We start from the raw sequence: 23,411 nt of genomic DNA, 5'->3' as shown, positions 1-23,411 counted from the left end.
CCGGGCGGTCGAACGGGCCTGTCAGGATGGGCCCGTGACGATCACTGCGGACATACGTACGGACCGCCCGCGGCACCGGACCCTCGGGCGGGTGCTGTTGGGCGGCGGGGTGGCGGCCGGAGTCGGCTGTCTGGCGGGGCCCCGGCTCGCCGAGTCGACGGGGCTGCTCGTCCTGACCGGCGCCTTCGAGTACCGCTGGCCCAGCTTCCTGGTGGCGGTCACGCTGTTCGGCGCGGCGGTCCGGCTGCTGGCCCGGGGGCCGCTCCGGAGGCGGGTGCTCGCGGTGTGCGTGGTCGCGGCCGTGGCCGCCGTCTGGTTCCGGACGGTCCTCTTCCCGATGCTGGGCGCCGACTGGCAGGAGACGGGCCGGACGGCCGCGCCGGAGGGCGCGGACCGGTACGTCGTGGTGGAGGAGGGTTCGCTCATGATCGACCCGCTGTGGCGGGTGTCGGTCGTGGACGGGTCGGGGCTCACCGCGCGCCACTGGACCGTCGGCACCTTCAACGGTGACTCCGCCGACGGCGTAGTGACGAAGGTGGCCTGGTCGGGGCCCGACGCCCTGGTCCTCACGACCGGGGAGGGCGGGGTGATGACCGTGCGTCTCGATGCGCGCACCGGGGAGCCGGAGCGGCGGCTCTCGGTCCGCTAGGGGGTGTCCGGAAAGTCCCTGGAGCCCGGTCCGCCGCCCGTGCGGGCGGCGGTCCCGGGGTTCTACCGCAGGAAGTCCTCGGCGATGCGGGCCGCCGTGTCCTCCAGGAGCGGGCCCGCGTTCGCGATGCACGTGGCCGTGTCGGGTTCCAGGTCCGTGAGGGGGTAGGCGCGGCGGATGCCGGCCCTGCCGAGGGCCTCGGGCGGCAGGGCGAGACGACCGCAGACCGCGACGACCTCCTTGCCCGCCGCGCGGGCGGCGGCGGCGACGCCCGCCGGCGCCTTGCCGTGGAGGGTCTGCTCGTCGAGGGAGCCCTCGCCGGTGACGACCAGGGTGGCGCGCTCCAGGGCGGGGGCGAAGCCCAGCACCTCCAGCATCAGCTCGATGCCGGGGCGGAAGCTCGCACCCAGGATGAGCGCGCCGTAGCCGATGCCTCCCGCGCCCCCGGCGCCGGGGGCGGCCGCCGCCTCGGCGGCCTTGGGGCCGATGGCCTTCTCCAGCACGGTGGCGAAGTGGGCGAGGGCCGCGTCGAGGGTGCGGACGTCGTCCGGGGTGGCCCCCTTCTGCGGGCCGTAGACGGCGGGGGCGCCCTTGGGGCCGGTGAGCGGGTTGTCGACGTCGCTCGCGAGGATCAGGTCGACCGAGGCGAAGCGGGGGTCGAGGCCTCCGAGGTCCGCCGTGGCCAGCTCCGCGAGGGGCGCGCCGCCGGGGCCCACCGGGGCACCGGACGCGTCCAGGAAGCGGGCGCCGAGCGCGGCGAGCATGCCGGCGCCGCCGTCGGTGGTGGCGCTGCCGCCGACGCCGAAGACGACGGTGGTCGCACCGGCGTCCAGGGCCGCGCGGAGCAGTTCGCCGGAGCCGTACGTGGTCGCGGTCAGCGGGGCGAACACCCCGGGCGGGAGGAGCTGGAGGCCCGAGGCCTCGGCCATCTCGACGACCGCGGTGGTGCCGCGCAGCGCGAAGGCCGCCGTGACCTCCTCACCGAGCGGTCCCGTGACCCGTACCTCGCGGCGTTCGAATCCGGCCGCGACGGCCGCGGCGACGGTGCCGTCGCCGCCGTCCGCGACGGGCAGTGTCTCCACCGTGAGCTCCGGGACGACCCGTCGCAGTCCTGCTGTGACCCGCTCCGCGACCTGTACGGCCGTGAGCGAGCCCTTGAACTTGTCGGCCGCCACGAGCACGTGAGCGACCTGAGTTGCTGCCCCGTCCGTCACCTTGCATCCCTTGCTTTCGAACGTGCAGTCGCGCCGTCGCCGACCCTATCCGTACCGCCGGACGGCGTGCCACCCCCGGATCGGCTGATATTTCGCACCATAGTGGGGTCACATGAGTACGGAACCCCGTGAACAGGCAGCTCAGGAGCGCCACGCTCCCGACCTCGAGGTCATCGGCATCGGGATGGCGGCCGTCGTCGCGGTCGTCGCCTGGGCGGCCCTCGGCGAGGATTCCTTCGACAGCGCCTCGTCCACGGCCCTGCGGTGGGTGCTCGACAACTTCGCCTGGCTGTTCGTGGTCGCCGCGGACACCTTCCTGGTGCTGTGCGTGGTGATCGCGCTGAGCCGGTTCGGCCGGATCAGGCTGGGCGCGGACGACTCGGAGCCCGAGTTCACGAATGTGGCGTGGATCGCGATGATGTTCAGCGCGGGCATGGGCATCGGCCTGATGTTCTACGGGGTCGGGGAGCCGCTCACCCACTTCCTGTTCCCTCCCCCGGCGACCGGTGTCCCGGCGGGTACCGGCCCGGCGGCCCGTACCGCCCTGGAGTACTCGTTCTTCCACTGGACGCTGACCCCGTGGGCGATCTACGGCATCGCCGGGCTCGCCCTGGCGTACGCGGGCTTCCGCAAGGGCCGCGGCAACCGGCTGAGCTCGGCGTTCGTGCCGCTGATCGGGGCGCGCCGGGCGGCTTCGTGGCCGGGCCGGGCGATCGATCTGCTCGCGGTGTTCGCGACGGTGTTCGGCACGGCGACGAGCCTGGGCCTGGGCGCCCTCCAGGTCGCCGAGGGGCTGAATCTGACCATGGACGTGGAGAACTCCACCTCCACCCAGCTGATCATCATCGTGTCGCTGTCCGCGGCCTTCGTCCTGTCGGCCTTCTCGGGCCTGCACAAGGGCGTGAAGTGGCTGTCCACGATGAACATCGTCCTCGCGGGCTGTCTGATGCTGTTCGTGTTCCTGCTGGGCCCGACCGTCTACATCCTCGACACGATCCCGGCCTCCGTCGGCGGATATCTGCACCAGCTGCTGCCGATGGCGAGCCGTACGGGCGCGTTCACCGACCGCGAGTGGCTCGGGGCGTGGACGATCTTCTACTGGGCGTGGTGGCTGTCCTGGGCGCCGTTCGTCGGCACCTTCATCGCCCGGATCTCACGGGGCCGCACGATCCGGGAGTTCCTGGTGGGCGTGCTGCTCGTGCCGTCGGGGGCGACGGTGGTGTGGTTCTGCGTGATGGGCGGTACGGCGATCCGGCTGCAGTCCACCGGCGCGGCGGACCTGGCGACGGCGCTGAAGGACGGGGCGGAGGCCTCGCTCTTCGCGATGCTGGAGGCACTGCCGATCGGCACGGTCACCTCGGTCGTCGCGATGCTCCTGGTGATGACGTACTTCATCACCAGCGCGGACTCGGCCTCGCTGGTGATGGGCTCGCTGACGAGCGGGGGCTCGCTCCATCCGCCGACCTGGCTCGTGGTGGCCTGGGGCGTCCTGATGGCCGCCGTGGCGGCGGTGCTGCTCGTGGTGGGCGGTCTGAAATCGCTGCAGACGGCGACGATCCTGGTGGCGCTGCCGTTCGTGGTGGTGATGCTGGTGCTGTGCTGGGCGCTGCTGAGGGAGCTCCGGGACGACCCGGGCGCGGGCCCGGCGCGGCACCACGCCCTGCACGGGCTGGGGGACGCGGTACGGGCCCTGGTCGGCGAGGCGATCACCGAGCAGGGCGGGTCCCGCCACCACCGGCTGCGCCGGGCGGCGAAGGCGCGCACGGACACGGAGCCGCCGGAGGACGGTCCGCGGAGCTGACCGGGGGGTTCGGCGAACGCCCGGCCGTCCGGCCGCCCCGTTCGGTACACCGGAGGCAGGGCCTCGCGCCCGGGGAACGGGCGGCCGATCGGACGGTGCGGCAGGCCGGGTGCTCCCGACCTCCGTCAGCCCTGGGGCGGTTCCGGCTGGGCGACCTCGCCCGTGCGCACGGCCTCGTCGCGGCTGACGGCCCGGGCCTCCGTCCGGTGCCCTCGGGCGATGTAGTCGCGGACCACCGCCTCGACGGCGTCCTGGGGGTTGCCGATTCCGGCCAGGACCATGACTTCCACGACGAGTTCGGCGTCGAGTCCCACGTTCACCTTGGCCATGCCGGGAAACTAGCACCCGTTCGCCGGCCGCGTCAGAAAAGGGTGGAGTCGCGGCCCGACTCGAAGGCGAGCAGCCGCTGTTTGCGGTCGAGCCCGCCCCCGTAACCCGTGAGTCCGCCGCCCGCGCCGACCACCCGGTGGCAGGGGACGATGACGCTCACCGGGTTCTTGCCGTTGGCGAGGCCCACGGCGCGGGAGGCGCCGGGGTTGCCGAGGAGCTCGGCGAGTTCGCCGTACGTACGGGTCTCCCCGTACGGGATGCGGCGGAGCTCCTCCCAGACCCGCAGCTGGAACTCCGTGCCGACCAGGCGCAGGGGCAGGTCGAACTCGGTCAGTTCGCCGGCGAAGTAGGCGTCGAGCTGACGGATCGCCTCGCCGAAGGGCCGCGGGTCGGGCTCGCCGAAGGTCTCCTCGGGCGGGCGGTGCCGCTGACCGGTCATGTGGACGCGGCTGAGGACGCCGTCGAGGGCGACGAGGGTCAGCGGCTCGTACGGGCTGTCCACGACGGTGTGCCGAACGATCGGGGTCATGGGGGTTCAGTGTCCTTCGCCGGGCAGGTGGTTGATCGGGTGGTCGTCGGTCGCCCAGAGGTACTGGACGGCGTACGCGCGCCAGGGGCGCCAGTGGGCGGCGCGGGCGGTGAGGGCGGCCGGGGTGCCGGGCAGACCGAGTCCTTCGGCGGCGCGCCGGACGCCGAGGTCCCCGGGGAGGAAGGCGTCGGGGTCGCCGAGGGCCCGCATGGCGATGATCTCGGTGGTCCAGGGGCCGAAGCCGGGCAGGGCGAGCAGCCGGGCGCGGGCCTCCTCGCGGTCGTCGGCGGGACCGAGGGTGAGCGAGCCGTCGGCGAGCGCCCGGACCAGGGTGAGGAGCGTGGTGCGGCGGCTCCGGGGCAGGGCGAGGGTCTCGGGGTCGAGGGCGGCGAGTGCCTCGGGGCGCGGGAAGAGATGGGTGAGGCCGCCCTCGGGGTCGTCGACCGGGGTGCCGTGCGCGGTGACCAGCCGGGCCGCGTGGGTGCGGGCGGCGGCGGTGGAGACCTGCTGGCCGAGGACGGCCCGTACCGCGAACTCGGCGGGGTCGACGCTCCCAGGCACCCGGCGGCCGGGGGCCGCGTCGACGAGCGGGGCCAGCAGCGGGTCGGCGCGCAGCCGCTCGTCGACGGCGACGGGGTCGGCGTCGAGGTCGAGGAGCCGACGGCAGCGGCTGATGGCGTGGGTGAGGTCGCGGGGGTCGGTGAGGGAGAGCCGGCAGGCGATGTGGTCGGCGCGGGGCGCGAGCGCGACGATTCCGTGTCCGTACGGCAGGTCGAGGGTCCGCCGGTAGGCGCCGTCGCGCCACTCCTCGACGCCGGGGACGGCGGTCGCGGCGAGGTGGCCGAAGAGGTTGGAGGGTTCCAGGGGGGTGCGGAACGGCAGTCGGAGGCTGATCACGCCGGGTGTCGGGGAGCGGTCCTGGGCCGGGCGGGCGGCGCGGGCCCGGAGCTCGCCCGGAGTGAGGGCGAAGACCTCGCGGACGGTGTCGTTGAAGGTGCGGATCGAGGAGAAGCCGGCCGCGAAGGCGATCTCTCCCAGGGGCATCGGGGTCGTCTCGATGAGGACCCGGGCGGTCTGGGCGCGCTGGGCGCGGGCCAGGGCGAGCGGTCCGGCACCGAGCTCGGCGAGGAGCTGGCGTTCGATCTGGCGGGTGGACCAGCCGAGCCGCTTGGCGAGCCCGGGGACGCCCTCCCGGTCGACGACCCCGTCCTGGATGAGCCGTACGGCCCGGGCGACGGCGTCGGCGCGGACGTTCCACTCGGGCGAGCCGGGGCTGGTGTCGGGCCGGCAGCGCTTGCACGCCCGGAATCCGGCGCGCTGGCAGGAGGCGGAGCTGGCGTGGAACTCCATGTTCTCGGGCTTGGGCGGGACGACGGGGCAGCTGGGCCGGCAGTAGATCCGGGTGGTGCGGACGGCGGTGAAGAACACGCCGTCGAAGCGGGCGTCCTTCGACTGGACGGCCCGTACGCAGCGCTCGGTGTCGGTGTGCATGAGTCCAGGATCGGGGACGGACGGCTCGCGGGCTGGCGAGAAAACGACATGGTGGTCGGAGGGCCGTCGTCGTGGCCGGGCGCCGGTCACCGGTCGCCGGGCGCCGGGCGCCGGTCGTCGGCGTGCTTCACGGTCGGGCACAGTCGGACCGCCGTCCTCATGGTCGGGCGCGGTCCGCCGCGGCCGGGCGCCGCCGGGCGTGCTCAGACCGTGACGGTCCGGTAGTGGGTGGTGACCCTGCCGTCCCCGCCGAGGACGTGGAAGGCGAGCGCGGGCGGCTGGTCGAGGTGGACGTGCGGATGCGTCCCCGGGCGCTCCCAGGGCAGCCGGATCGTGGAGACGACCCCGGGGGCGACGAGCAGCGGGCGTCCGGCGAAGGTCGTGGCGGCGGCCGTGTGGGCGTGGCCCGCGAGAAAGGCGGTGAGGTGGGGGTGGCGGTCGGCGAGCGCGGACAGCCGCTCCTCGCCGAACTGCCGGATCCCGTCCACGTACGGGATGTGCAGCGGGACGGGCGGGTGGTGGAAGCCGACGAGGACGGGCACGTCGCGCGGGGTGGCGTCGAGGACCCCGTCGAGCCAGCCGATCGTCTCGTCCTCCAGGTGGCCCTCGTCCTTGCCGGGGACGGAGGAGTCGCAGAGGGCGATCACGAAGCCCTCGCCCCGGAACACCTGGTTGACGGGTGCGTACGGGTGCGTTCCGGTCTCCTCGGAGAGGAGGACCTTCCGCAGGACGGCGCGGTCGTCGTGGTTCCCCGGGCAGACGAGCAGCGGATGGCGGGAGGTCAGCAGCTCCCGCACGACGGCGTACTCGTCCGGGCTCGCGTGGTCGGCGATGTCCCCGGTGACGAGCACGGCCGCCAGGTCGTACGGCAGGTCCTCCAGATGGCGCATGACCGCGCGGGTGCGGTCGGCGCTGCGCCGCTCCAGGTCGACGTGGATGTCGCTGACATGGGCGATGACGATCACGTGCCTCGGTCCTCCGTCGGTCGGGCGGGTCCCCACCCGACCGTACGGTGGCCGCGGTCCGTGCCGTAAGGGCCGCTTCACGAGCCGTGGCCCGCTGCGGCGCGTCCGCTACTCGAAGCGGGCGGTGTCCCCCGCGCCCCGGCGCAGGATCTCGGGTTCGCCGCTGGAGAAGTCGACGACGGTGGTGGGTTCGGTGCCGCAGTCGCCGGAGTCGACCACCGCGTCCACCTGGTGGTCGAGCCGCTCCTTGATCTCCCAGCCCACCGTCAGCGGCTCCGCCTCCTCGGGCAGCAGCAGGGTGCTGGAGAGCAGCGGTTCGCCCAGTTCGGCGAGGAGGGCCTGGGTGACGACGTGGTCGGGGATGCGGACGCCGACCGTCTTCTTCTTGGGGTGGAGCATCGCGCGCGGCACCTCCTTCGTCGCCGGGAGGATGAAGGTGTACGCGCCGGGGGTGGCGGCCTTGACCGCGCGGAAGACGTCGTTGTCGATGTGCACGAGCTGGCCCAGCTGGGCGAAGTTCTGGCACATGAGGGTGAAGTGATGCCGGTCGTCGAGGTCGCGGATCGCGCGGATGCGGCTGATGCCGTCCCGGCTTCCGAGTCGGCTGCCCAGCGCGTAGCAGGAATCGGTCGGGTACGCGACGAGCGCACCGTTCCGGATGCTGTCGGCCACCGCGCCGATGGTGCGGGGCTGGGGGTTGTCGGGGTGCACGTCGAAGTACTTCGCCATGGGGGCAGTCTAATTTTTGTGGGCGGAGGCGCGCAGCCGACGCCAGACGGCCTTCGCCGCGTTGTGCCCGGACATGCCGTGCACGCCGGGGCCGGGCGGGGTGGCGGAGGAGCAGAGGAAGACCGCCGGGTGCGGGGTGGCGTAGGGGCGCAGCGAGAGCGTGGGGCGCAGCAGGAGCTGGAGGCCGCGGGCGGCGCCGCAGGCGATGTCGCCACCGACGTAGTTGGCGTTGCGGGCGGCGAGTTCGGGCGGTCCCGCGGTGGCGCGGGCCAGGACGCGATCGCGGAAGCCGGGGGCGAAGCGCTCGATCTGACGCTCGATCGCCTCGGTGAGATCGCCCCGCCAGCCGTTCGGCACATGGCCGTACGCCCAGAAGACGTGCTTGCCCTCGGGGGCGCGGGAGGGGTCGACGAGGCTGGGCTGGGCGGTGATGAGGAAGGGCGTGTCGGGGGCGGTTCCGGAGGAGGCCTGACGCAGCGCGGTGTCGATCTCCCGCGCGGTGGGGCCGACCTGGACGGTTCCGGCGCGCCGCGCCTCCTCGGCGGTCCACGGCACGGGGCCGTCGAGGGCGTAGTCGATCTTGAAGGCGGCGGCGCCGTACCGGTAGTGGTCGTAGTGCCCGCCGAAACCGGCGATCCGGGCGAGGGCCGTCGGCGAGGTGTCGAAGACATAGGCACGGGCGGGCGGCAGGTCGTCGAGCCGCTTGACCTCGAAGTCGGTGTGGACGGCGCCGCCGAGGTCCTTGAGGTACGCGGTGAGGGCGTCGGAGATGGACTGCGAGCCGCCCCGGGGCATCGGCCAGCCCTCGGCGTGGGCGGCGAGCGCGAAGACCAGACCGACGGCGCCGGTGGCGAAGCCGCCGAGCGGGGCGATGACATGACCCACGAGCCCGGCGAGGAGCGCGCGGGCCTTCTCGTCCTGGAAGCGGCGCATCAGCCAGGTGGACGGCGGCAGTCCGGTGAGGCCGAAGCGGGCGAGGGTGACCGGGTCGCGGGGCAGCGCGGTGAGCGGCAGCTGCATGAAGTCCCGGGCGAGCGTGTCCCACTTGCCCGCGTACGGCGCGACGAGTCTGCGGTACGCGCCCGCGTCGCGCGGCCCGAGGGAGGCGGCGGTCTCGGCGACGGAGCGGGCGAGGACGGCGGCGGTGCCGTCGTCCCAGGGATGGGCCATGGGCAGTTCGGGGTGGAGCCACTCAAGTCCGTACCGCTTCAACGGCATCGTCTTGAAGACCGGCGAGCCGGCCCCGAGCGGGTGGACGGCGGAGCAGGGGTCGTGGCGGAAGCCGGGGAGGGTGAGCTCCTCGGTCCTGGCTCCCCCGCCGACGGTGGACCTGGCCTCGAAGACGGCCACGGAGAAGCCGCGGCGGGCCAGTTCGACGGCGGCGGTGAGACCGTTGGGTCCCGCCCCCACGACGACCGCATCGAGCATCGACGTCCCCTTCGACACCTTCGGACTCCTTCGTCTGCCGATGGCCAGGACTCCCAGGATAGGCCGGTGGTTCCGGGGCCCCCACCGGCCCCTGTCGAGGGTCCCTCAGCGGCCTCCGAGGAGGCTCCGGATCCGCTTCGCGGTCTCGGCGTCCCGGGCCGTCGTGAACGGCAGGGCGTTGCCCCCGGTGATCCGGTACGGCTCCCCCGCGAGGGTCAGGTGCGTGCCGCCCGCCTCGGTGACGAGGAGCAGCCCGGCCGCGTGGTCCCAGGCGTACTCCCAGGAGAAGGCGGTGCCGTCGAGGGCGCCGCGCGCCACGGCCAGGTACTCGAGTCCGGCGGATCCGCAGGGGCGGGGGCTCACGCCCTCGGTGACCAGACCGAGCAGGGCCCGCTTCTGGTCCGGGCTGCTGTAGTCGGGGTGGGAGGTGGCGACGTGGAGGACGGCACCGGGGGCGGGGGAACCGGAGCGCAGGGGCTGCCCGTTGAGGGTCGCGCCCCTGCCGCGCACGGCGACGGCGAACTCGTCGAGGGCGGGTGCGTAGGTCCAGGAGGCGAGCAGCTCGCCGTGCCGCGCCAGGGCGACCAGGGTGCAGAAGCCGGGGTCGCCGTGGACGAACTGACGGGTGCCGTCCACGGGGTCGACGATCCAGACGGGCGCGTCGCCGTGCAGCGCCTCGTAGACGGCGGGGTCGGCGTGGACCGCCTCCTCGCCGACGACGACCGAGCCGGGCAGCAGGGCGGTCAGGGACGCCGTGAGATGGGCCTCGGCGGCCCGGTCCGCGACGGTGACCAGGTCGTGCGGCCCGTTCTTCTCGACGATGTCGTCGGCCGTGAGCTGCCGGAAACGGGGCATGATCTCGGCGGCGGCCGCCTTGCGGACCGCCTCCTCCACCTCGGCCGTCCGGCCGCCGAGGACGTGGTCAAGGAACTCATCGCTCATGTGTCCAGCTAAGCACGGGTCGCCGACATCGAGACCGGCCCTCGTGTCACCCTCCGTTTCCCCGGGCGGCACCCGTCGGCCGGATTCGCCCCGCCCGGTCACGGCTGACCCTGCGGCGCGCAGGAGGCGACCGCCCGCAGTGCGACGGCGGTCGACAGCTCGACGGTTCTCTCGCCCGTCTCCGTCTTGAGCCGGAGCCGCCCGCCGGCCGTGCTCAGCGGCTCCCCGCAGAGGGTGCCGGCCGGGGTGGTGACGGCGATCCGGGGACCCTCCTTGGCAGGGCCGTACCAGGTCAGGGCCACGGCGGCGGTCAGCAGCACGGCGCAGCCGACGGTGGCCACCACACCGCGGGTCAGGGCCCGTGCCGCGCGCAGCGCCTCCGCGTGCCCGGCGGTGACCGGCCCTGCGGGCAGCGTCCCCGGGACGGGATCGGGCACGGTGGAGGCGGCCGGGCGGCCGTGCGCGGCGCGCAGCAGCAGGATCCCGCCGGCCGCCCCGCAGAGCAGCGCGCCCAGCAGCAGCGCACCGACCAGTGGACCGTAGGGCGGTGCGAGCGCACCCACGTCCGTACGCCCCTTGAGCAGGCCGAAGCCGATCAGCCCCAGGAGCAGGGCGCCGAGGCCGTTGCGCCAGGCCAGCGCCGCCTCCCGGACCCGTGGCAGCTCCTCGCGCAGCAGCCGGCGCCCGCGCCGGGCGGCCGCCAGGTCGGCGGGCGTCCCGGCCGGGCCGGGGCCGGCCCGCCAGGTCATCGAGCCGTCCTCTCCAGCAGGACGTTCCAGTACGCGCCACAGCCCTCCTCGTCGGCGGGCCTCCCCTCGTGCGCGGTCTCGCACACGCACAGGACGGGCACGGTGACGGTGTGCGGGGACCGGCCGGCGACGGGCCGATGGCGGTATACACGGCGGGTGTACGTGAAGTCGAAGGGACAGGCGCAGCGGGGACACGTGCCGCTGAGCACGGCACCGTCCGGGGTGCCGGTCACCAGCAGCCCGGCGGTGTACGAGGCGGCGTAGGACGCGGCGGTGACTTCGAGGTAGGGGAGCACGGTCAAGGGCGGCCGCCTTCCGGAGCGGTGGACCGGGGCGGGGGCCGGGCCGGTCGGCGGGCCCCCTCGTCCCGATCGTGCCACGCGGACCGCCGGCCGATCCGGCTCGTCCGGCCGTAGTCCGGCCGTTGCCCGGTCGGGTTCCGCGGGCCTGCGCGACCACTCCCCCCGCACCGGGCGAACGGTCCATGATGATCCGTATCCGCTGACGGAGGAGGGGCGTTGGAGACAGGGAATCAGGGGTCGGAACGACGTGCCGGAGAACTCGCCCGAGCAGCCCGGGAGATGGTGCGGCGCTCCGAGGGGGCCAGGGTCCTGCCGAGGGGCACGGTCCCGGTTCCGGGGCCTTCGGCCGACGAACGGGACATCCTCATCGAGGAGTTACGGCTGCTCATCCCGCGCCTGACCGAGTCGCCGCCGGACGACGAGGCCCTGCTGCCCACCTGCCTGGGCAGGCTCGGCGCGCTGGTCGGCGCCCGCTGGACCGAGCACGGCGACCCGGCCGACCGCGAGGAGGGCATGGCCCTGCTGCGCCGGGCACGCGAGGACGGCCTGCTGGACGTCCGGCCGCACACCGCGGCGGCCCGGGACCTGCTCCTCCTGATGGTGGGACCGATCACCGCGCGGGAGTCGACGGGACTCGGCGGCGTGCAGAACATCCTGGACGCCTCGGTTCCCGAACAGAACGGCGGTCCCGGCCTCATCGAGGCCGCCCCCGAGATCGAGCGGCTCGTCCACGAGATCGGCGCCGCCACGCCCGGAGGGCTGCCGCCGGCCATGGCGGAGTTCCTCACCTTCCAGACGGATCTGCAGGCGGCGCTCGTCTCCGGGGACGGCGCCGGTGTGCTGGGGCTGATGGACCGGCTGGACACCCTGGACCAGAGCGTGCTGGGTCCGATGGCGCCGATGGTCGCGATGCTGCGGAACATGCTGCCGACGGGGGCGAACCAGCCGTCCGCCGCCGATGTACGGCTCCCCACCGCGGAGGAACAGCAGGGACTGCGGTCGCTGCTCGGCCTGATGACCGAGACCGCCCGGCCGGGCGCCCTCTCGGCCGAGCAGATCTCCGGCCTGATCGAGGAGGCCGAGGACCCCGGGAAGCAGGCGGGACACCTGGTCTCCGATCCCCTGCTCGCGATCGCGCACGCGCTCCTCGGCGGCCGCACCGGCGACGCCGGCCAGTTCGAGCAGGCCCTGCAGCTGTTGCGCCGGGCCGCCGAGGGACAGCCCGAGGACGAGGACTTCCCCTGGTTCGTACGCGGGGTGCTGCCGGGGCTGCTCGCCGGCTCCGCGCTGACCGGCGGCAGCAAGGCGGACCTCGCCGCGGCCGAGAAGCTGCTCATGGAATCGCTCGCCCCCGGGACCGGTCCGCTGATCGCCCGGCAGCCCCCCGACCGGCCCGGGGCCGACGAACTGCTCCGGATGAACCGGAACATGCTGCTGCTGTCGGAGCTGACGCGGGCCGCCGACGCGCACGACGTACCGGCCCTGGAGAAGTCGATCGGGGACATCCTCGACCTGCTGGACGAACTGGAGGACGTGGACGCGCCCGAGGCACCCGGCGTGGCCGGCCCTCCCGACGCGGCCGGCTCGTCCGGCCCGTCCGGCTCATCCGGCCCGTCCGACGCGGCCGAATCGTCCGGCTCGTCCGACGCGGCCGAATCGTCCGGCTCGTCCGAGGGGCGGGCCGCCCACGGTCGGCCGGCCCGTCCCGACGACCCCGACGCCCGGGACGCCCGGCGGTTCATGCCGCTGTTCCTCCTGGGCTACGCCCAGCTGGCCCTCGCGCGGAGCACCTCCGACGCCGGCGTCCTGCGCGGTGCCGTCCACCACCTGGACCAGGCCTACGCGGCCGCGCGGCCCAACCCGTTCGCGCAGAAACTCATGGACGCCCTGTGGGCGCCCCTGCTGGCCCTCACCTCGTTCCTGGACCCCGAGCCCGAACGGGTCGCCGCCGCGGTGGCCCGCGCCAGGGCGTCCCTCGAGGACAACCCCGTCTTCGCCGACCAGCGGACCCGCACCCGGATGGGCATCGCCATGGCCCTCGCCCTCCAGTACCGGTCGACCGGGGATCCGGCGGTCCTCGACGAGGCGATCACCGAGCTGGAGCACGCCCGGGCCGAGTCGCCCACCGACACCGCGCAGGCCACCTCCGCGCTGCACTGGGACCTGGCCGAGGCCTACGCCATGCGAGCCCGCCTCGGCCCCGACCCCGTCCCCGACCTCGCCCGGGCCGTCGCCGACACCCGCGACTCCTTGCGCGCGACCGCCGCGGACGTCCTGCTCCAGGAGGGCGTCCAGCACGGTCTGGAGGTCGCCCGCGGCGGCGCCGCACGCGGACTGCTCGCCGCGTCCTGGGCCGTTCGGGCGGACCGTCCCGAGGAGGCGGTGGCCTGTCTGGAGGCCGGGCGCGCCCTGGTGCTCGCCGCCGCGGCCGTCTCGGCCACCGTGCCGGAACGGCTCGCCGCGCTCGGCGAGGAGGAACTGGCCCGTCAGTGGCGGGAGGCCCGGTCCGGCGCCTCGGACACCGGGGCGGAGGGGGGCTCGGCCCGCTTGCTGACGGCCCTGCTCGACAGCCCGCTCGACCAGCCCCGGCTGCCCAGCGGACTGCGCCGCCGGGCGCTGGAACTGCTGCGCGGCCGGGGCGACGGGCAGGACGGCCGGGTGCCCGGGGTCGCCGAACTGCGGGACGCCGTCGGCCGGTCGGGCACGGACGCCCTCGTCTACCTGCTGCCGGGCGCGGACGAGACGGCCGAGGAGGGCTGGGCGCTGTTCGTGGTGCCGGACCGGCCGCCCTGGGCGCTGCCCCTGCCGGCCCTGTCCGGGCCGGGCCGCGCCCCGGTCGCCGCCTATCTGGAGGCCACCGGCGCCCAGTCCTCAGCCCGCCGCGGCGCGGAGCGCTGGGAGGCCGCCCTCGACGCGCTCTGCGACTGGGCCGGCACCGGGATCATGGGGCCGGTCCTCGACGAACTCGGTCTGTGGGAGCGGGGACTTCGGGAGGCGGGACTGCTCGCCGGAGCGGACTCCGCGGCGGCGGCCGATCCGGTGCGACTGACCCTCGTCGCCTGCGGGAACCTGGGTGTGGTGCCGTGGCAGGCGGCCCGGGTCACCGTCCCTGACCGGTGGCGGGTCGCGGGTGCTCCCGAGACGGTACGGGCCTGCGAGCCGGCCGTACTGACCTACGCCGCCTCCGGCCGCGAGTTCCTGCGGGCGGTGCTGACCCGGCGCCTCCCGCTCGTCCAGGGGCAGGCCCTGGTCTGCGTACCGGCCGATCTGGACATGGCCGAGGACGAAGTGCTGGCGGTGCGCGACGCGTACTACCCGGGGGCCTCCCTGTACGGCGAGTTCGACACACTCGGTTCCGAGCCGTCGCTGCCCCGCGGCACCCCGGCCGAGGTGCTGGGGCTGCTCGGAGCTCCGGAGCCCGGAGCGCGGCCGGTCGCCGTCGTCCATCTGGTCTGCCACGGCAGGGCCGGCGCGGACCCCGGCTCGTCGGTGCTCGAACTGGGGCGTCCCGTCGGCGCGGATCCCGAGGCCGGATGGCTCTCGGTGACCCGCCTGCTGGACACCCCGGCGGGACCGGAGGGCGCGGGCCGGCCGCTCGTCGTCCTCAGCGCCTGCGAGACCGACCTCAGCACCCGTGACCACGACGAGGCGCTGACCGTGACCACCGCCTTCGTGCACGGCCTCGCGGCCGACGCCGTCGGCTCGCGCTGGCAGGTCGGCGACGACGCCTCGGCCGTCCTGATGACCGTCTTCCACCACCATGTGGCCGCCGGTCTCGCCCCGCCCGACGCCCTCCGGGCGGCCCAGCGGTGGATGCTGGCGCCCGCCTCGCACCGGCCCCGGGTGACGGGCCTGACCCCGCCCCTGCTGCGAACCGCGGCCCTGCCGGAACTGACCGGACCCGCCTTCTGGGGCGCCTTCATCCACCAGGGCAACCCCACGCCCCTACCGGGTGGGGCACCCCTGCCCGCGCCCGGGACCCGGCGGCACCACGGGGAAGGAGAACCGACCGCATGACACCCGACGAACTCGTCGCACTGCTCCGCGAGCACTGGCCCCAGACGCTCACGGCGCTCGACCCGGCCACCCGCGAGGAGCTGGCGACACTCCTGCGGAGCCTGGCGGACACCACGGAGCCCCAGGCCGTACAGGCGGTACTGCGACGTCTGCGGCGGCTGCTGCGCGTCCTGCCCGACGAGCACCCGGTCGCCCTGGCGCTGCGGGGCACCGTCCGCTTCGCGGGCGCCGCGGACACCCCGGTGACCGACCGGGCCCCGCTGCTCGCCCTGCTGGCGACGCTGCACGGTCCGCCGCCGGCCGACCCGGCGCGCGCCCGACTGCTGGCGGCGCCCTCGGTGGCCGACGCCGACGTCGAGGCCGCCCCGGGCGACCCCGGTCTCATCCGCCTCCGCCAGCCCGAAGGGGGCTACCGCTACCCGCTGTTCCAGTTCGCGGCGGGCACCGCCCGGCCCCTGCCGGTGGTCAGCCGCATCAACCGCCTGCTCATGGCCGGCCGGGACCCCTGGGGCGCGGCCGGCTGGTGGCTGGGCGGCAACCGATGGCTGGGCGGCGTACCGGCGGAACTCCTCGGCTCGGTACCCGACGAGGACCTGACGCGGGCCGCTCGCGAACTGGTGGAGGGCGACTGATGGCACGCCAGATCCCGCCCGCCGGCGTACCGATGACGCCTCTGACGCACACCGTGCCGGCCGGCACCCGGCTGTGGCGACTGCACCTGCACCGCTACGAGGCGGCCGAGTTCAACCCGCGGCTCGCCCACGAGTTCTTCCGGGGCAGCCGGTTCGACGCCACCGAGAAGGACCCGTACCCCTATCTGTACGCCGCCCTGGACCCGGTCACGGCGCTCTCCGAAGTCCTGCTGCGCTCGGTCGAGTTCGACGATGCCACGGGGGTCCGGCTGGTGCCCTGGGCGCAGGCCTCCCGCTACCGCCTCTCGGTGCTGCGCACCACGGCGGAGCTGCGGCTGGTCGACCTCACGACCGCGGAGGGCCTGGCCGCGGTCTGGCAGGACAGCTGGCTGGTGGACTGCGAGGAGGAGGACTACGCCAAGACCCGTTACTGGGCACGGCTGATCCGTGAGCAGTGCGCCGGGGCGGAGGGCCTGCTGTGGCAGTCCAAGCGCTGCCGTCCCCGCCCTGCCCTCCAGCTGTTCGGCGACCGCTGCGGCGGGGGGCCGCTGCTCCCCGAGCCCTCCGCGACCCTGTGCCTGGACGACGAAGCCGGCGTGGAGGAGGCGAACGCCCTGCTGGAGCCGCTGCGGGCCCGGATCTCGCTCCCGGAGGAGGCCCTCTGAGACCTGGCGCGGCGGCGGGCCCACCGTTTCGGGCCGTCTCTTCCGGATCTTGCCCGACCCGGAAGCGACGGTCCAGGTCGTCTCTTCCTTGTCCTGCCAGGCAGGGACGACCTAGCCGCCGCCCGGTCCCCCGGGCCGGCGGCCCAGGGTGACCACGCAGCTGATCCGGGCACCGAGCCACAGCCGGTCCCCGTCGGTCAGCGGGTAGGCCCGGCCGGGGACCAGGTCGATGCCGTTCAGGCGGGTGCGGTTGACGGCTCCCGGCAGTTCCTCGGTGACGGTCGCGGAGCCGTCCGCCGCGACCGTCACCGTGGCGTGCCGGGACGAGACGGTGGGGTGAGGGGCGAGCGCGGCGGCGGTGCCGGGCGCCCAGTCCGGGTCGCGGCCCAGCCCTGTCGTCGTTCCGGGCGGGACGGTCAGCGTCAGCGCGACCTCGCCGAACCGCAGCCGGGCCGGGGCCGCCGAGGCGTCCGGCGGCGACGGCCGCGGCGCGAGCTCCGGGGCGGGGTCGTGCCTCGGATCCACCGCGTCCAGGTCGTCCCAGTCGTCGTCCGGCGTACTCATCACTCTCCCGGCAGTGTCTCGATGTCGATCTCCACCTGCCCGTCCTCCGTCTCGCGGAGGGCCCGCACCAGGACGGTGTCACCCGGACCGACCCCGGGCCGGTCGAACAGCTCGCAGGCCAGCGGGTTGAGCAGATGCGTCTCGAGGATCATCCCGACGCCCCGGCCGCCGTTCCACAGGTCCCGGGTGCAGTACGTGGCGAGCCGGCTGCGCGCTTCGGGGGACAGCTCCAGGCGGAGCCGGTGCTCGGCGGCCAGCTGGCGTCCGATGTTGCCGATCTGGAGGTCCAGGATCCGGCCGGCCGTCTCCTCGGTCATGAACCCGAAGACCACGACGTTGCCGCCGATGCGGTTCATCAGCTCGGGCCGGCCCACGACCGCCTCGAAGTGGTACTTGACGTTGCGCTTCACCTGCTGCGCCAGTTCCCGGTAGGGGGTGCCGGGCTCGACGATCCACTGGCGCTCCTCGGTCACCGGATCCGTGCGCTGGACGCCGAGGTTCGAGGTGAAGATCAGGACGCATTCGCTGAAGTACGTGGTGACCCCCTGGCCGTCGGTCAGCCGTCCGTCCTCCAGCACCTGGAGGAACTTGTCCAGGACCCCCTTGTCCGCCTTGTCGATCTCGTCGAAGAGGATCACCCGGAACGGGTTGGCCCGCACCGCCGTGGTCAGCTCACCGCCCGCCTCGAAGCCGACGTAGCCGGGCGGAGCGCCGACGAGGCGGTCGGCGGAGTGCGCGGCGGAGAACTCGCTCATGTCGAAGCGCAGATAGGCCTGGTCGCTGTCGAAGAGCACCGAGGCGACCGCCTTGGCCAGTTCGGTCTTGCCCGTGCCGGTGGGTCCGGCGAAGAACAGGGTGCCGCGGGGCCGGTGGCCGGGGCTGCTCGCCTGCGCTCCGGACAGGCCGAGGGCCGCCCGTTTGAGGATGGCGAGGGTCATCGACACGGCCGCGTCCTGGCCGAGGACCCGGGCGGGGATCTGCTTCTCGCCCTCGGTGATCCGCCGCCGGATCTCCTCCCGCCGCCATGGGTTCTTCTCCACTCCGAGGCGGTAGACGCGCACCGCGTCGGGCATCGCGGCGAACGGCATGCGGCGGGCCACGGCCAGGGTGACGCTCTCCCGCATCGCCCGCAGGGTCATGCCCGTGGCCGCCCGCGCGAAGACCTCCGCCCGGTCGGTCCCGCCCTCCGCCGCGGGCCGGGCACCGGAACCGGTTCCGCCGGGCCGGCGCGCGCGACCCGACTCGTCGGCGTGCTCGTCCTCCAGCAGCCGTGCCATCCGGCGTCGTTCGTCGGCATCGGGCTCGGGGACGGCGATCGTGCGGATCCGGTCGCTGCCGGAGACGAGCCAGTGCGGCAGGTCCCGTTCTCCGTCCGTGAGCCAGATGATCGGGTTGAACAGCTTGGGCGGGGTGTGGTGGTCGGGCAGGGTCAGGGCGACCGCCGGACTCGGGGCGAGCGGGACGGCCGAATCGGCCAGTTTGAGGCAGGCGAGGAAGAAGTCCCGCTCGGCCTCGGTGAGTCGGCTCGGATCGGCCGGCAGCCGGCCGGCGTGGTCGATGAGCAGGGCGACCCGCAGCGGCTCGGCCTCGCGTCCACCGGGCGGGGCCGCCGTGCGCCGCCGGGCCCAGCCCTCCACGAGCTCCTCCAGCTGCGGTACGACGTCCAGGAGCTGCGACGGGCGGGGGCCGCGGCCGGCCCTGGGGAGCGCGGCCGGCCCGCTCTCCGTCAGCAGGTGCTGGACCGTGTCGCGCTCCGGGCCGCGGGGAGCGGCCACGCTGAACCCGGCGATCTGGTCGTACCGCACGAGTGCCTGGTAGCCCTGCGCGCGGAGGGAGTTCCACAGCACGGTGACCAGTTCGTGGTGGCGGTCCCCGCCGGAGCGCCGCACCAGGTGCAGATCGTGGATGTTGCCGTACAGGACGTACTGCGCGTGGACACTGAGCGTTCCGGTGAGTTCCTCGACGAACAGGGGGACACGCCGGTCCGCGGCGGGGTCCGGGGAGGGCCCCGGGGTCCCCGCGGTCACGGGGGCCTTGATCATCCGGTCGTCGACACTCATCGGCCCGCACTCCTTCGGTCGTCGACACTCATCGGCCCGTACCCCTTCGGTCGTCAGCACTCATCGGCCCGTACCCCTCCGGTCGTCGGCACTCATCGGCCGGCACTCCTCCGGTCCTCGTCCACGCGTCGTGCCCGGGGAGGTTCGGACCGGCGGGCCTCGCTCGCGCCGACGGTCCCGCCCCGCGTCCGGCGGGCCTCCGCGTCGGCCGCGTCCGCCACGTCGGCCATGTCCAGGACGATCGCGCCGTCCCCGCCCCGCACCCCGGGGACGGCCGATCCGCTCTCCTCGAAGTGCACCGGAAGGTCGATCCCCAGCCGGAGCCCGGCCTCCCGCAGTTCCTCCAGGTGCCCGCGCGCCTCGTGGCAACGGCGGGCGTCGAGGGCCAGCTCCGCCGTGCCGCGCGGCCCGGGGCGCTCCGCGTGCATGGTGACCATCTCGGTGACGTTGTCGCGGACGGTGATCCGCAGCCAGTGGTCGGGCCACCAGCCGGCCGGTGTCAGGTCGAGGCACAGCGGTCCGTCGGCGCCTCCGTGGGCCGCGGCGTCGGCGTCCGCCGGTACGGCACCGCCGGCGGTCGGGTCGGCGAACCGTGCGACGGCCAGCCCGATCAGCTCCCTGGTGTAGCGGCTCTCCAGGTCCGCGAGTCGCTCCCCCACCCGCTGGTCCACGCTGCGCTGCTCGTCGGCGTCCAGCGTCCGGTCCTTCTCCAGCACACCGCGCAGCAGGGCGATCTCCTCGGTGGCCGGGGCGAGCGGCGGCTCGCCGGGCGGCGCCTCGGTGAGGAGGAAGTCGAGCTGGACGGCGGCCTTCTCCTGGGCCGCGAGCCGGGTGCGTACCGCCCGGTTGGCGTCCGTGACGAAGCGGCGGGCCTCCCGGAGGTGGTTGCGGGCCTTGGCCGGCCGCTCCGCGGCGCATGCGACGGCATGCCGGACGGCGCCGACGGCGAGTTCGGCGTCCTTGGGGTCGGCGCCGGCCTCCAGCAGGGCGAGGAGTTCGGCACCCGACTCCTCCGTCCGACTCCGGTCGAGCAGGTCCGCGGCGGGCGGCTGGGGCGGGACGGCGGGTGCGGACGGTGCCGGCTCCTCCTGCTGGGCCCGTACGGCGGCCTCGCGGCGGGCCAGCAGTCGCCGCCGCCAGTCCTCGTCCTCCGGGCCGTCGGCGGTGCCGAGCGCCTGCTCCATCGTCCACCTGTCCTGGACCGACTCCGCGTGCCGCAAGGCCGTCTCCATCTCGGCCAGTTCCCGGCGCAGCGCGTCCAGCCGGGTTCCGACGAGGGTGAGCGGCGGCGGCAGGTCGGGCATCGGGGGCGGAGGGGTGTCCGGCACGGTGCGGAAGGCCGCCCGGCGCACCCGGGCGACGAGGGCGGCGCGGCGCGCGTTCGCTCGGACGGCCGCGAAGGCCGCCGCCTCCCACTGGGCGGTGGCGGCCGCGGCGACCTGCTGGACGTGTTCGAGGCAGCGCTGTTCGTCGGCGGCGCGGACGGCCGCCGCTGCGAGGGCCTGGGTGGTGACCATCGCGGCGCGGCCCACGAGCAGGGCGCCGCTGAGTGCGCCGAGTGCGACGGCGGCGGGTTCGAGGAGTTCCTGGAGGGCGTGGCCGGCGGCGTCCATGGCGTGCGAGGCCGTGGCCTGCACGCCGTCGACGGCGTGCCCGACGCTCTGGCCGGCACCGTCGGCCAGCGAGGCGAGGTCGGCCGTGCCGGTCGAGGCGGAGGTCGGATAGCCAACCGTCGGCACGATCTCGGAGATCGAGGGGTAGGCCATGCCGTAGCTCATGTGTTCCTCCTGGTGGGTGCCGACGCACGCGGTCCGCCGTGCCGTGGGTGCGGGAGGCCCCGGACCGGAGCCTGCGCCGGGTCCCCGGGTGCCGGTCCGGGTGCGCGGGTCCGGCCGGCCCGGTGGGCGGCCCGGTCGAGCCGGGCGTCCCGGGCGGTCCTCCGCCACGCCCACCACCGTCGGACGGTCCACGCCGTGAGGGCGACGACGGTCGCGGCCGGCCAGGCCCAGGGGGCGAGGACGACGGCCCAGAGGCCCAGTGCCCCGACCGCGACCAGGGCCGCCGCGGCCACCGCGGTGCCGAGCCGGCCGCGGGAGCGGGTGGCACGGGCGGGCCCCTCACCGGTGCGGATCAGCAGTCCGGCGAGGGATCGCGCCGGATGGTAGACGGGGGGACCGATGTAGACCGCGATCCACAGTTCCAGCGCGAACACGACCGCCGCGGCGGGCAGCGCGAGCATCCAGGCCACGACGACCTCGCTCTGCTCGGCGCGGCCGAGCAGGTCGGCGAGGCCGATGACGAAGGTCCACGGCGCGGTGGTCACAGTGGCACCGAGGAGGGCCCAGCCCAGGGTGGGCGGCCGGTCGAAGCGGCGCAGGAGGTGGAAGCGGGCGTCGGTCTCCTGGGCGAACAGCCTGTCCCACTCGCGGACTTGCGCATCGGCCTGCTGCCGCTCGGCCTCCTGGTGGGCGAGTCCGGCGAGCAGCGAGGCGGCGAGGAGCCGCAGCGGGTTGTCCTCGTCGGCGCGCAGCGCGCGGTACCACGGGGGCGGGGCGCCGCGGCCCGGGTCCCAGGCGGTGCGGTGCAGCAGCCGGAGGGTCGTGCGGTCCGGTTCGCGGGCGAGACGCAGCAGCCGGGCGTCCAGGTCGACGCCGTGGCGGAGCAGCCGGCCCGCGGACCGCCGGTCGGTCGGGCCGCCGCGGGAGAACAGGTCCGGGGTGGCCTCTCGCCAGCTCTCCCGATAGCCCTCCCAGCGGCGCTGCACCTCGTCGAGGCCTTCGCCGCCGGGCCGGGCGCCGAGCAGGGGGAGCAGTTCGTGGCGGGCCAGGGCGGCCACGAGCTCCCGGCTCCGGTCGTCGCCCCGTACCGCCGCCTGCTCCAGTTCCGCGATGCCCAGGGTGTCCAGGGGCACCCCGTGCCAGGACGCGGGCAGCCGGGGGCCCATCCAGTTGAGCAGGCGCAGCCGGTCCTGAGGGGTCAGGGGCTGGGCGAGCAGGTCGCGCAGCGCGTCGAGGGTCCTGGCGTCCTCCGGGGAGCGGCCGGGCCGGTCGGTGAACTGGCCGAGCCAGGCCGCCAGTCGCTCGCGCCCGCCGCGGCGGTCCAGCAGGTCGTCGGCGGCCCGCCACTGGACGTCGAACTGGCGGGCCAGCTCTTCCGTGCTGGTGATGGCGCGGCCCAGGAAGGCGAAGGGTTCGGTCGTGGCACGTGGCGGCAGGTTCTCGGGGGCCGCGCCGGTGGTGCGCGGTGCGACCGGCGGGGAGTCGCCGGCGAGCCAGCGGCCCACCTGTTCGGCGCCCCAGCGGTGTTCGGGGGCCCGGGTCAGCAGGCCGTGGCAGAGCATCAGCAGGCGCGGGTCGGTCACGAGCGGGAGCTCGGGGTCGTGGGTGGCGATCTCGACGAGGACCTCCTCGTCGCCGCGGTAGTCGATGGGGTGCCGCCCGCCGGCGAGTTCGGCCACGACCATGCCGACGGACCACCAGTCGGCGGCGGGGGTGACGCTCTGCCGGTGGATGCTCGCCTCGGGGGCGAGGTAGAGGGGCTTTCCCTGCCAGTCCCGGCGGCGGGGGGAGTCCTCGTCCCGGCCGGTGTGCACGGCGGCGCCGCAGTCGACGAGGACCAGGTCGAGCCGGTCCGCGTTCTGGGTGCTCACGACGATGTTGTCGGGCGTGACGTCCCGGTGGACGAGCTCCTGGTCGTGGAGGGCGGTCAGGGCCCGGTGCAGATGGGCGACGGTCGTGCGCACGAGCGGAGCGGGCAGGGCGCCGGGGTTGCGGGCGTGGTACTGGGCGAGGGTGGTCTCGCCGTACGAGGGCAGCAGTTCGTACGGATGCCCGTCGGCGATCCCGCGTTCCAGGACGCGTACGACGTGCTCGCCGAGGTCGCCGGTGAGCACCCGGCTCGCCTCCGGGTCGGGCGCGAAGGCGCGGTGGTACCACTTGAGGACCAGCGGTACCGCGGCGTCCCGGTGGCGGGCCTCGCGGTCCTTCACCCTCAGCACGACCGCCTGGGCGGGCCGGCGGACGTCGCCGAGGACCTCGGTGAGGTCCAGTCGGTCACTGAGCGAGGCGGGGACGCGGTCGAGTCCGCGGCGGGTTTCCTCGGGGCCGCCGTCGAAATGACCGGCGAATCCCTCGGGGTCCCATTCCGTGGGCGGCAGTGTCGTCATGACGTCCTCCTCCCTCCGAACTGGAGCACGAACAAGGGGATGGAATTTTCGGGAGCACTCATGCCGCCCGCCCCCGGCGAAGGGGACTCGCATATCCCTTTCGCGCGAAGGACCGCGCACCGTCGGAAAAGATCATTCCGGTCGCTTCCCCCACCGCTCGGTGCCGGAATCCCACCGGC

At 74.8% G+C, this 23,411-nt stretch carries 19 protein-coding genes; 5 read left to right on the top strand and 14 right to left on the bottom strand.

The window, feature by feature from the left end; genetic code table 11:
• The first annotated feature begins 34 nt into the window (after positions 1-34).
• Positions 35-649: a hypothetical protein gene (locus tag IE311_RS28145; RefSeq protein ID WP_189834646.1), complete on the top strand. Its 615-nt coding sequence runs from the start codon at positions 35-37 to the stop codon at positions 647-649.
• A gap of 62 nt (positions 650-711) precedes the next feature.
• On the opposite strand, the gene IE311_RS28140 is transcribed toward IE311_RS28145, so the two are convergent.
• Positions 712-1,863 carry a glycerate kinase gene (locus IE311_RS28140; RefSeq protein WP_189834645.1) on the bottom strand — a complete coding sequence of 384 codons (1,152 nt, stop codon included), beginning with the start codon at positions 1,861-1,863 and terminating at the stop codon, positions 712-714.
• Between the two features lie 112 nt (positions 1,864-1,975).
• Between IE311_RS28140 and IE311_RS28135 the strand changes: the two genes are divergently transcribed.
• Positions 1,976-3,664, top strand: a complete 1,689-nt coding sequence (locus tag IE311_RS28135) for a BCCT family transporter (RefSeq protein WP_189834644.1) — start codon at positions 1,976-1,978, stop codon at positions 3,662-3,664.
• A 125-nt stretch (positions 3,665-3,789) separates the two neighbouring features.
• Here the strand turns inward: IE311_RS28135 and IE311_RS28130 are convergent, their stop codons facing one another.
• The 9 genes from IE311_RS28130 to IE311_RS28090 all read right to left on the bottom strand — a co-directional run bounded on the left by IE311_RS28130 (position 3,790) and on the right by IE311_RS28090 (position 11,129).
• Positions 3,790-3,993: a DUF2191 domain-containing protein gene (locus IE311_RS28130; RefSeq protein WP_189834643.1), complete on the bottom strand. Its 204-nt coding sequence runs from the start codon at positions 3,991-3,993 to the stop codon at positions 3,790-3,792.
• Positions 3,994-4,025: 32 nt separating this feature from the next.
• Positions 4,026-4,523, bottom strand: coding sequence for a methylated-DNA--[protein]-cysteine S-methyltransferase (locus IE311_RS28125; protein ID WP_308439833.1), 498 nt, complete (start codon positions 4,521-4,523; stop codon positions 4,026-4,028).
• A 6-nt stretch (positions 4,524-4,529) separates the two neighbouring features.
• Positions 4,530-6,014 carry an AlkA N-terminal domain-containing protein gene (locus tag IE311_RS28120; RefSeq protein ID WP_189834642.1) on the bottom strand — a complete coding sequence of 495 codons (1,485 nt, stop codon included), beginning with the start codon at positions 6,012-6,014 and terminating at the stop codon, positions 4,530-4,532.
• Between the two features lie 203 nt (positions 6,015-6,217).
• The gene (locus tag IE311_RS28115) at positions 6,218-6,979 is read right to left on the bottom strand and encodes a metallophosphoesterase (protein ID WP_189834641.1); all 762 of its coding nucleotides are present in this window, start codon (positions 6,977-6,979) and stop codon (positions 6,218-6,220) included.
• 108 nt (positions 6,980-7,087) lie between these two features.
• Positions 7,088-7,708, bottom strand: a complete 621-nt coding sequence (locus IE311_RS28110) for an L-threonylcarbamoyladenylate synthase (protein WP_189834640.1) — start codon at positions 7,706-7,708, stop codon at positions 7,088-7,090.
• Positions 7,709-7,717: 9 nt separating this feature from the next.
• The gene (locus tag IE311_RS28105) at positions 7,718-9,136 is read right to left on the bottom strand and encodes a phytoene desaturase family protein (RefSeq protein ID WP_189834689.1); all 1,419 of its coding nucleotides are present in this window, start codon (positions 9,134-9,136) and stop codon (positions 7,718-7,720) included.
• A 105-nt stretch (positions 9,137-9,241) separates the two neighbouring features.
• Complete coding sequence (locus IE311_RS28100) at positions 9,242-10,078, bottom strand: inositol monophosphatase family protein (RefSeq protein ID WP_189834639.1); 837 nt, start codon at positions 10,076-10,078, stop codon at positions 9,242-9,244.
• A gap of 98 nt (positions 10,079-10,176) precedes the next feature.
• Positions 10,177-10,827 (bottom strand): hypothetical protein, encoded by a 651-nt coding sequence (locus IE311_RS28095; RefSeq protein ID WP_189834638.1) that lies wholly within the window; start codon positions 10,825-10,827, stop codon positions 10,177-10,179.
• Positions 10,824-11,129 carry a hypothetical protein gene (locus IE311_RS28090; RefSeq protein WP_189834637.1) on the bottom strand — a complete coding sequence of 102 codons (306 nt, stop codon included), beginning with the start codon at positions 11,127-11,129 and terminating at the stop codon, positions 10,824-10,826. Before IE311_RS28090 ends, IE311_RS28095 begins: the two co-directional genes overlap by 4 nt.
• A gap of 279 nt (positions 11,130-11,408) precedes the next feature.
• On the opposite strand from IE311_RS28090, the gene IE311_RS37130 reads away from it, so the two are divergent.
• The 3 genes from IE311_RS37130 to IE311_RS28075 are packed head-to-tail and all read left to right on the top strand — an operon-like array spanning position 11,409 to position 16,443.
• Positions 11,409-15,146, top strand: coding sequence for a CHAT domain-containing protein (locus IE311_RS37130; RefSeq protein WP_189834636.1), 3,738 nt, complete (start codon positions 11,409-11,411; stop codon positions 15,144-15,146).
• Complete coding sequence (locus IE311_RS28080) at positions 15,143-15,778, top strand: hypothetical protein (protein ID WP_189834635.1); 636 nt, start codon at positions 15,143-15,145, stop codon at positions 15,776-15,778. The genes IE311_RS37130 and IE311_RS28080 overlap by 4 nt, the downstream gene beginning before the upstream one ends.
• A complete protein-coding gene (locus IE311_RS28075; protein WP_189834634.1) occupies positions 15,778-16,443 on the top strand; it encodes an RES family NAD+ phosphorylase in 666 nt (221 codons plus the stop codon). The genes IE311_RS28080 and IE311_RS28075 overlap by 1 nt, the downstream gene beginning before the upstream one ends.
• 111 nt (positions 16,444-16,554) lie before the next feature.
• Here the strand turns inward: IE311_RS28075 and IE311_RS28070 are convergent, their stop codons facing one another.
• The 4 genes from IE311_RS28070 to IE311_RS28055 all read right to left on the bottom strand — a co-directional run bounded on the left by IE311_RS28070 (position 16,555) and on the right by IE311_RS28055 (position 23,232).
• A complete protein-coding gene (locus tag IE311_RS28070) occupies positions 16,555-17,007 on the bottom strand; it encodes an FHA domain-containing protein (protein ID WP_189834633.1) in 453 nt (150 codons plus the stop codon).
• Entirely contained in the window at positions 17,007-19,067 is a 2,061-nt protein-coding gene (locus tag IE311_RS28065; protein WP_229902215.1) for an AAA family ATPase, read from the bottom strand. Before IE311_RS28065 ends, IE311_RS28070 begins: the two co-directional genes overlap by 1 nt.
• Before the next feature lie 92 nt (positions 19,068-19,159).
• Entirely contained in the window at positions 19,160-20,845 is a 1,686-nt protein-coding gene (locus IE311_RS28060; RefSeq protein ID WP_189834632.1) for a hypothetical protein, read from the bottom strand.
• Positions 20,842-23,232 carry a protein kinase domain-containing protein gene (locus tag IE311_RS28055; protein ID WP_189834631.1) on the bottom strand — a complete coding sequence of 797 codons (2,391 nt, stop codon included), beginning with the start codon at positions 23,230-23,232 and terminating at the stop codon, positions 20,842-20,844. The genes IE311_RS28060 and IE311_RS28055 overlap by 4 nt, the downstream gene beginning before the upstream one ends.
• Between the last annotated feature and the right edge of the window lie 179 nt (positions 23,233-23,411).

Source organism: Streptomyces zaomyceticus, assembly GCF_014656215.1.
GTDB classification, from domain to species: Bacteria; Actinomycetota; Actinomycetes; order Streptomycetales; family Streptomycetaceae; genus Streptomyces; species Streptomyces zaomyceticus.
This window is presented reverse-complemented; position numbering and strand designations above follow the sequence as displayed.

Bases quoted from the DNA above. Each gene is read 5' to 3' on its own strand.
- IE311_RS28135 (WP_189834644.1), top strand. From the start codon at position 1,976: ATGAGTACGGAACCCCGTGAACAGGCAGCTCAGGAGCGCCACGCTCCC.
- IE311_RS28130 (WP_189834643.1), bottom strand. From the start codon at position 3,993: ATGGCCAAGGTGAACGTGGGACTCGACGCCGAACTCGTCGTGGAAGTC.
- IE311_RS28125 (WP_308439833.1), bottom strand. From the start codon at position 4,523: ATGACCCCGATCGTTCGGCACACCGTCGTGGACAGCCCGTACGAGCCG.
- IE311_RS28120 (WP_189834642.1), bottom strand. From the start codon at position 6,014: ATGCACACCGACACCGAGCGCTGCGTACGGGCCGTCCAGTCGAAGGAC.
- IE311_RS28110 (WP_189834640.1), bottom strand. From the start codon at position 7,708: ATGGCGAAGTACTTCGACGTGCACCCCGACAACCCCCAGCCCCGCACC.
- IE311_RS28105 (WP_189834689.1), bottom strand. From the start codon at position 9,136: ATGCTCGATGCGGTCGTCGTGGGGGCGGGACCCAACGGTCTCACCGCC.
- IE311_RS28100 (WP_189834639.1), bottom strand. From the start codon at position 10,078: ATGAGCGATGAGTTCCTTGACCACGTCCTCGGCGGCCGGACGGCCGAG.
- IE311_RS28095 (WP_189834638.1), bottom strand. From the start codon at position 10,827: ATGACCTGGCGGGCCGGCCCCGGCCCGGCCGGGACGCCCGCCGACCTG.
- IE311_RS37130 (WP_189834636.1), top strand. From the start codon at position 11,409: ATGGTGCGGCGCTCCGAGGGGGCCAGGGTCCTGCCGAGGGGCACGGTC.
- IE311_RS28080 (WP_189834635.1), top strand. From the start codon at position 15,143: ATGACACCCGACGAACTCGTCGCACTGCTCCGCGAGCACTGGCCCCAG.
- IE311_RS28075 (WP_189834634.1), top strand. From the start codon at position 15,778: ATGGCACGCCAGATCCCGCCCGCCGGCGTACCGATGACGCCTCTGACG.
- IE311_RS28070 (WP_189834633.1), bottom strand. From the start codon at position 17,007: ATGAGTACGCCGGACGACGACTGGGACGACCTGGACGCGGTGGATCCG.
- IE311_RS28065 (WP_229902215.1), bottom strand. From the start codon at position 19,067: ATGAGTGTCGACGACCGGATGATCAAGGCCCCCGTGACCGCGGGGACC.
- IE311_RS28060 (WP_189834632.1), bottom strand. From the start codon at position 20,845: ATGAGCTACGGCATGGCCTACCCCTCGATCTCCGAGATCGTGCCGACG.
- IE311_RS28055 (WP_189834631.1), bottom strand. From the start codon at position 23,232: ATGACGACACTGCCGCCCACGGAATGGGACCCCGAGGGATTCGCCGGT.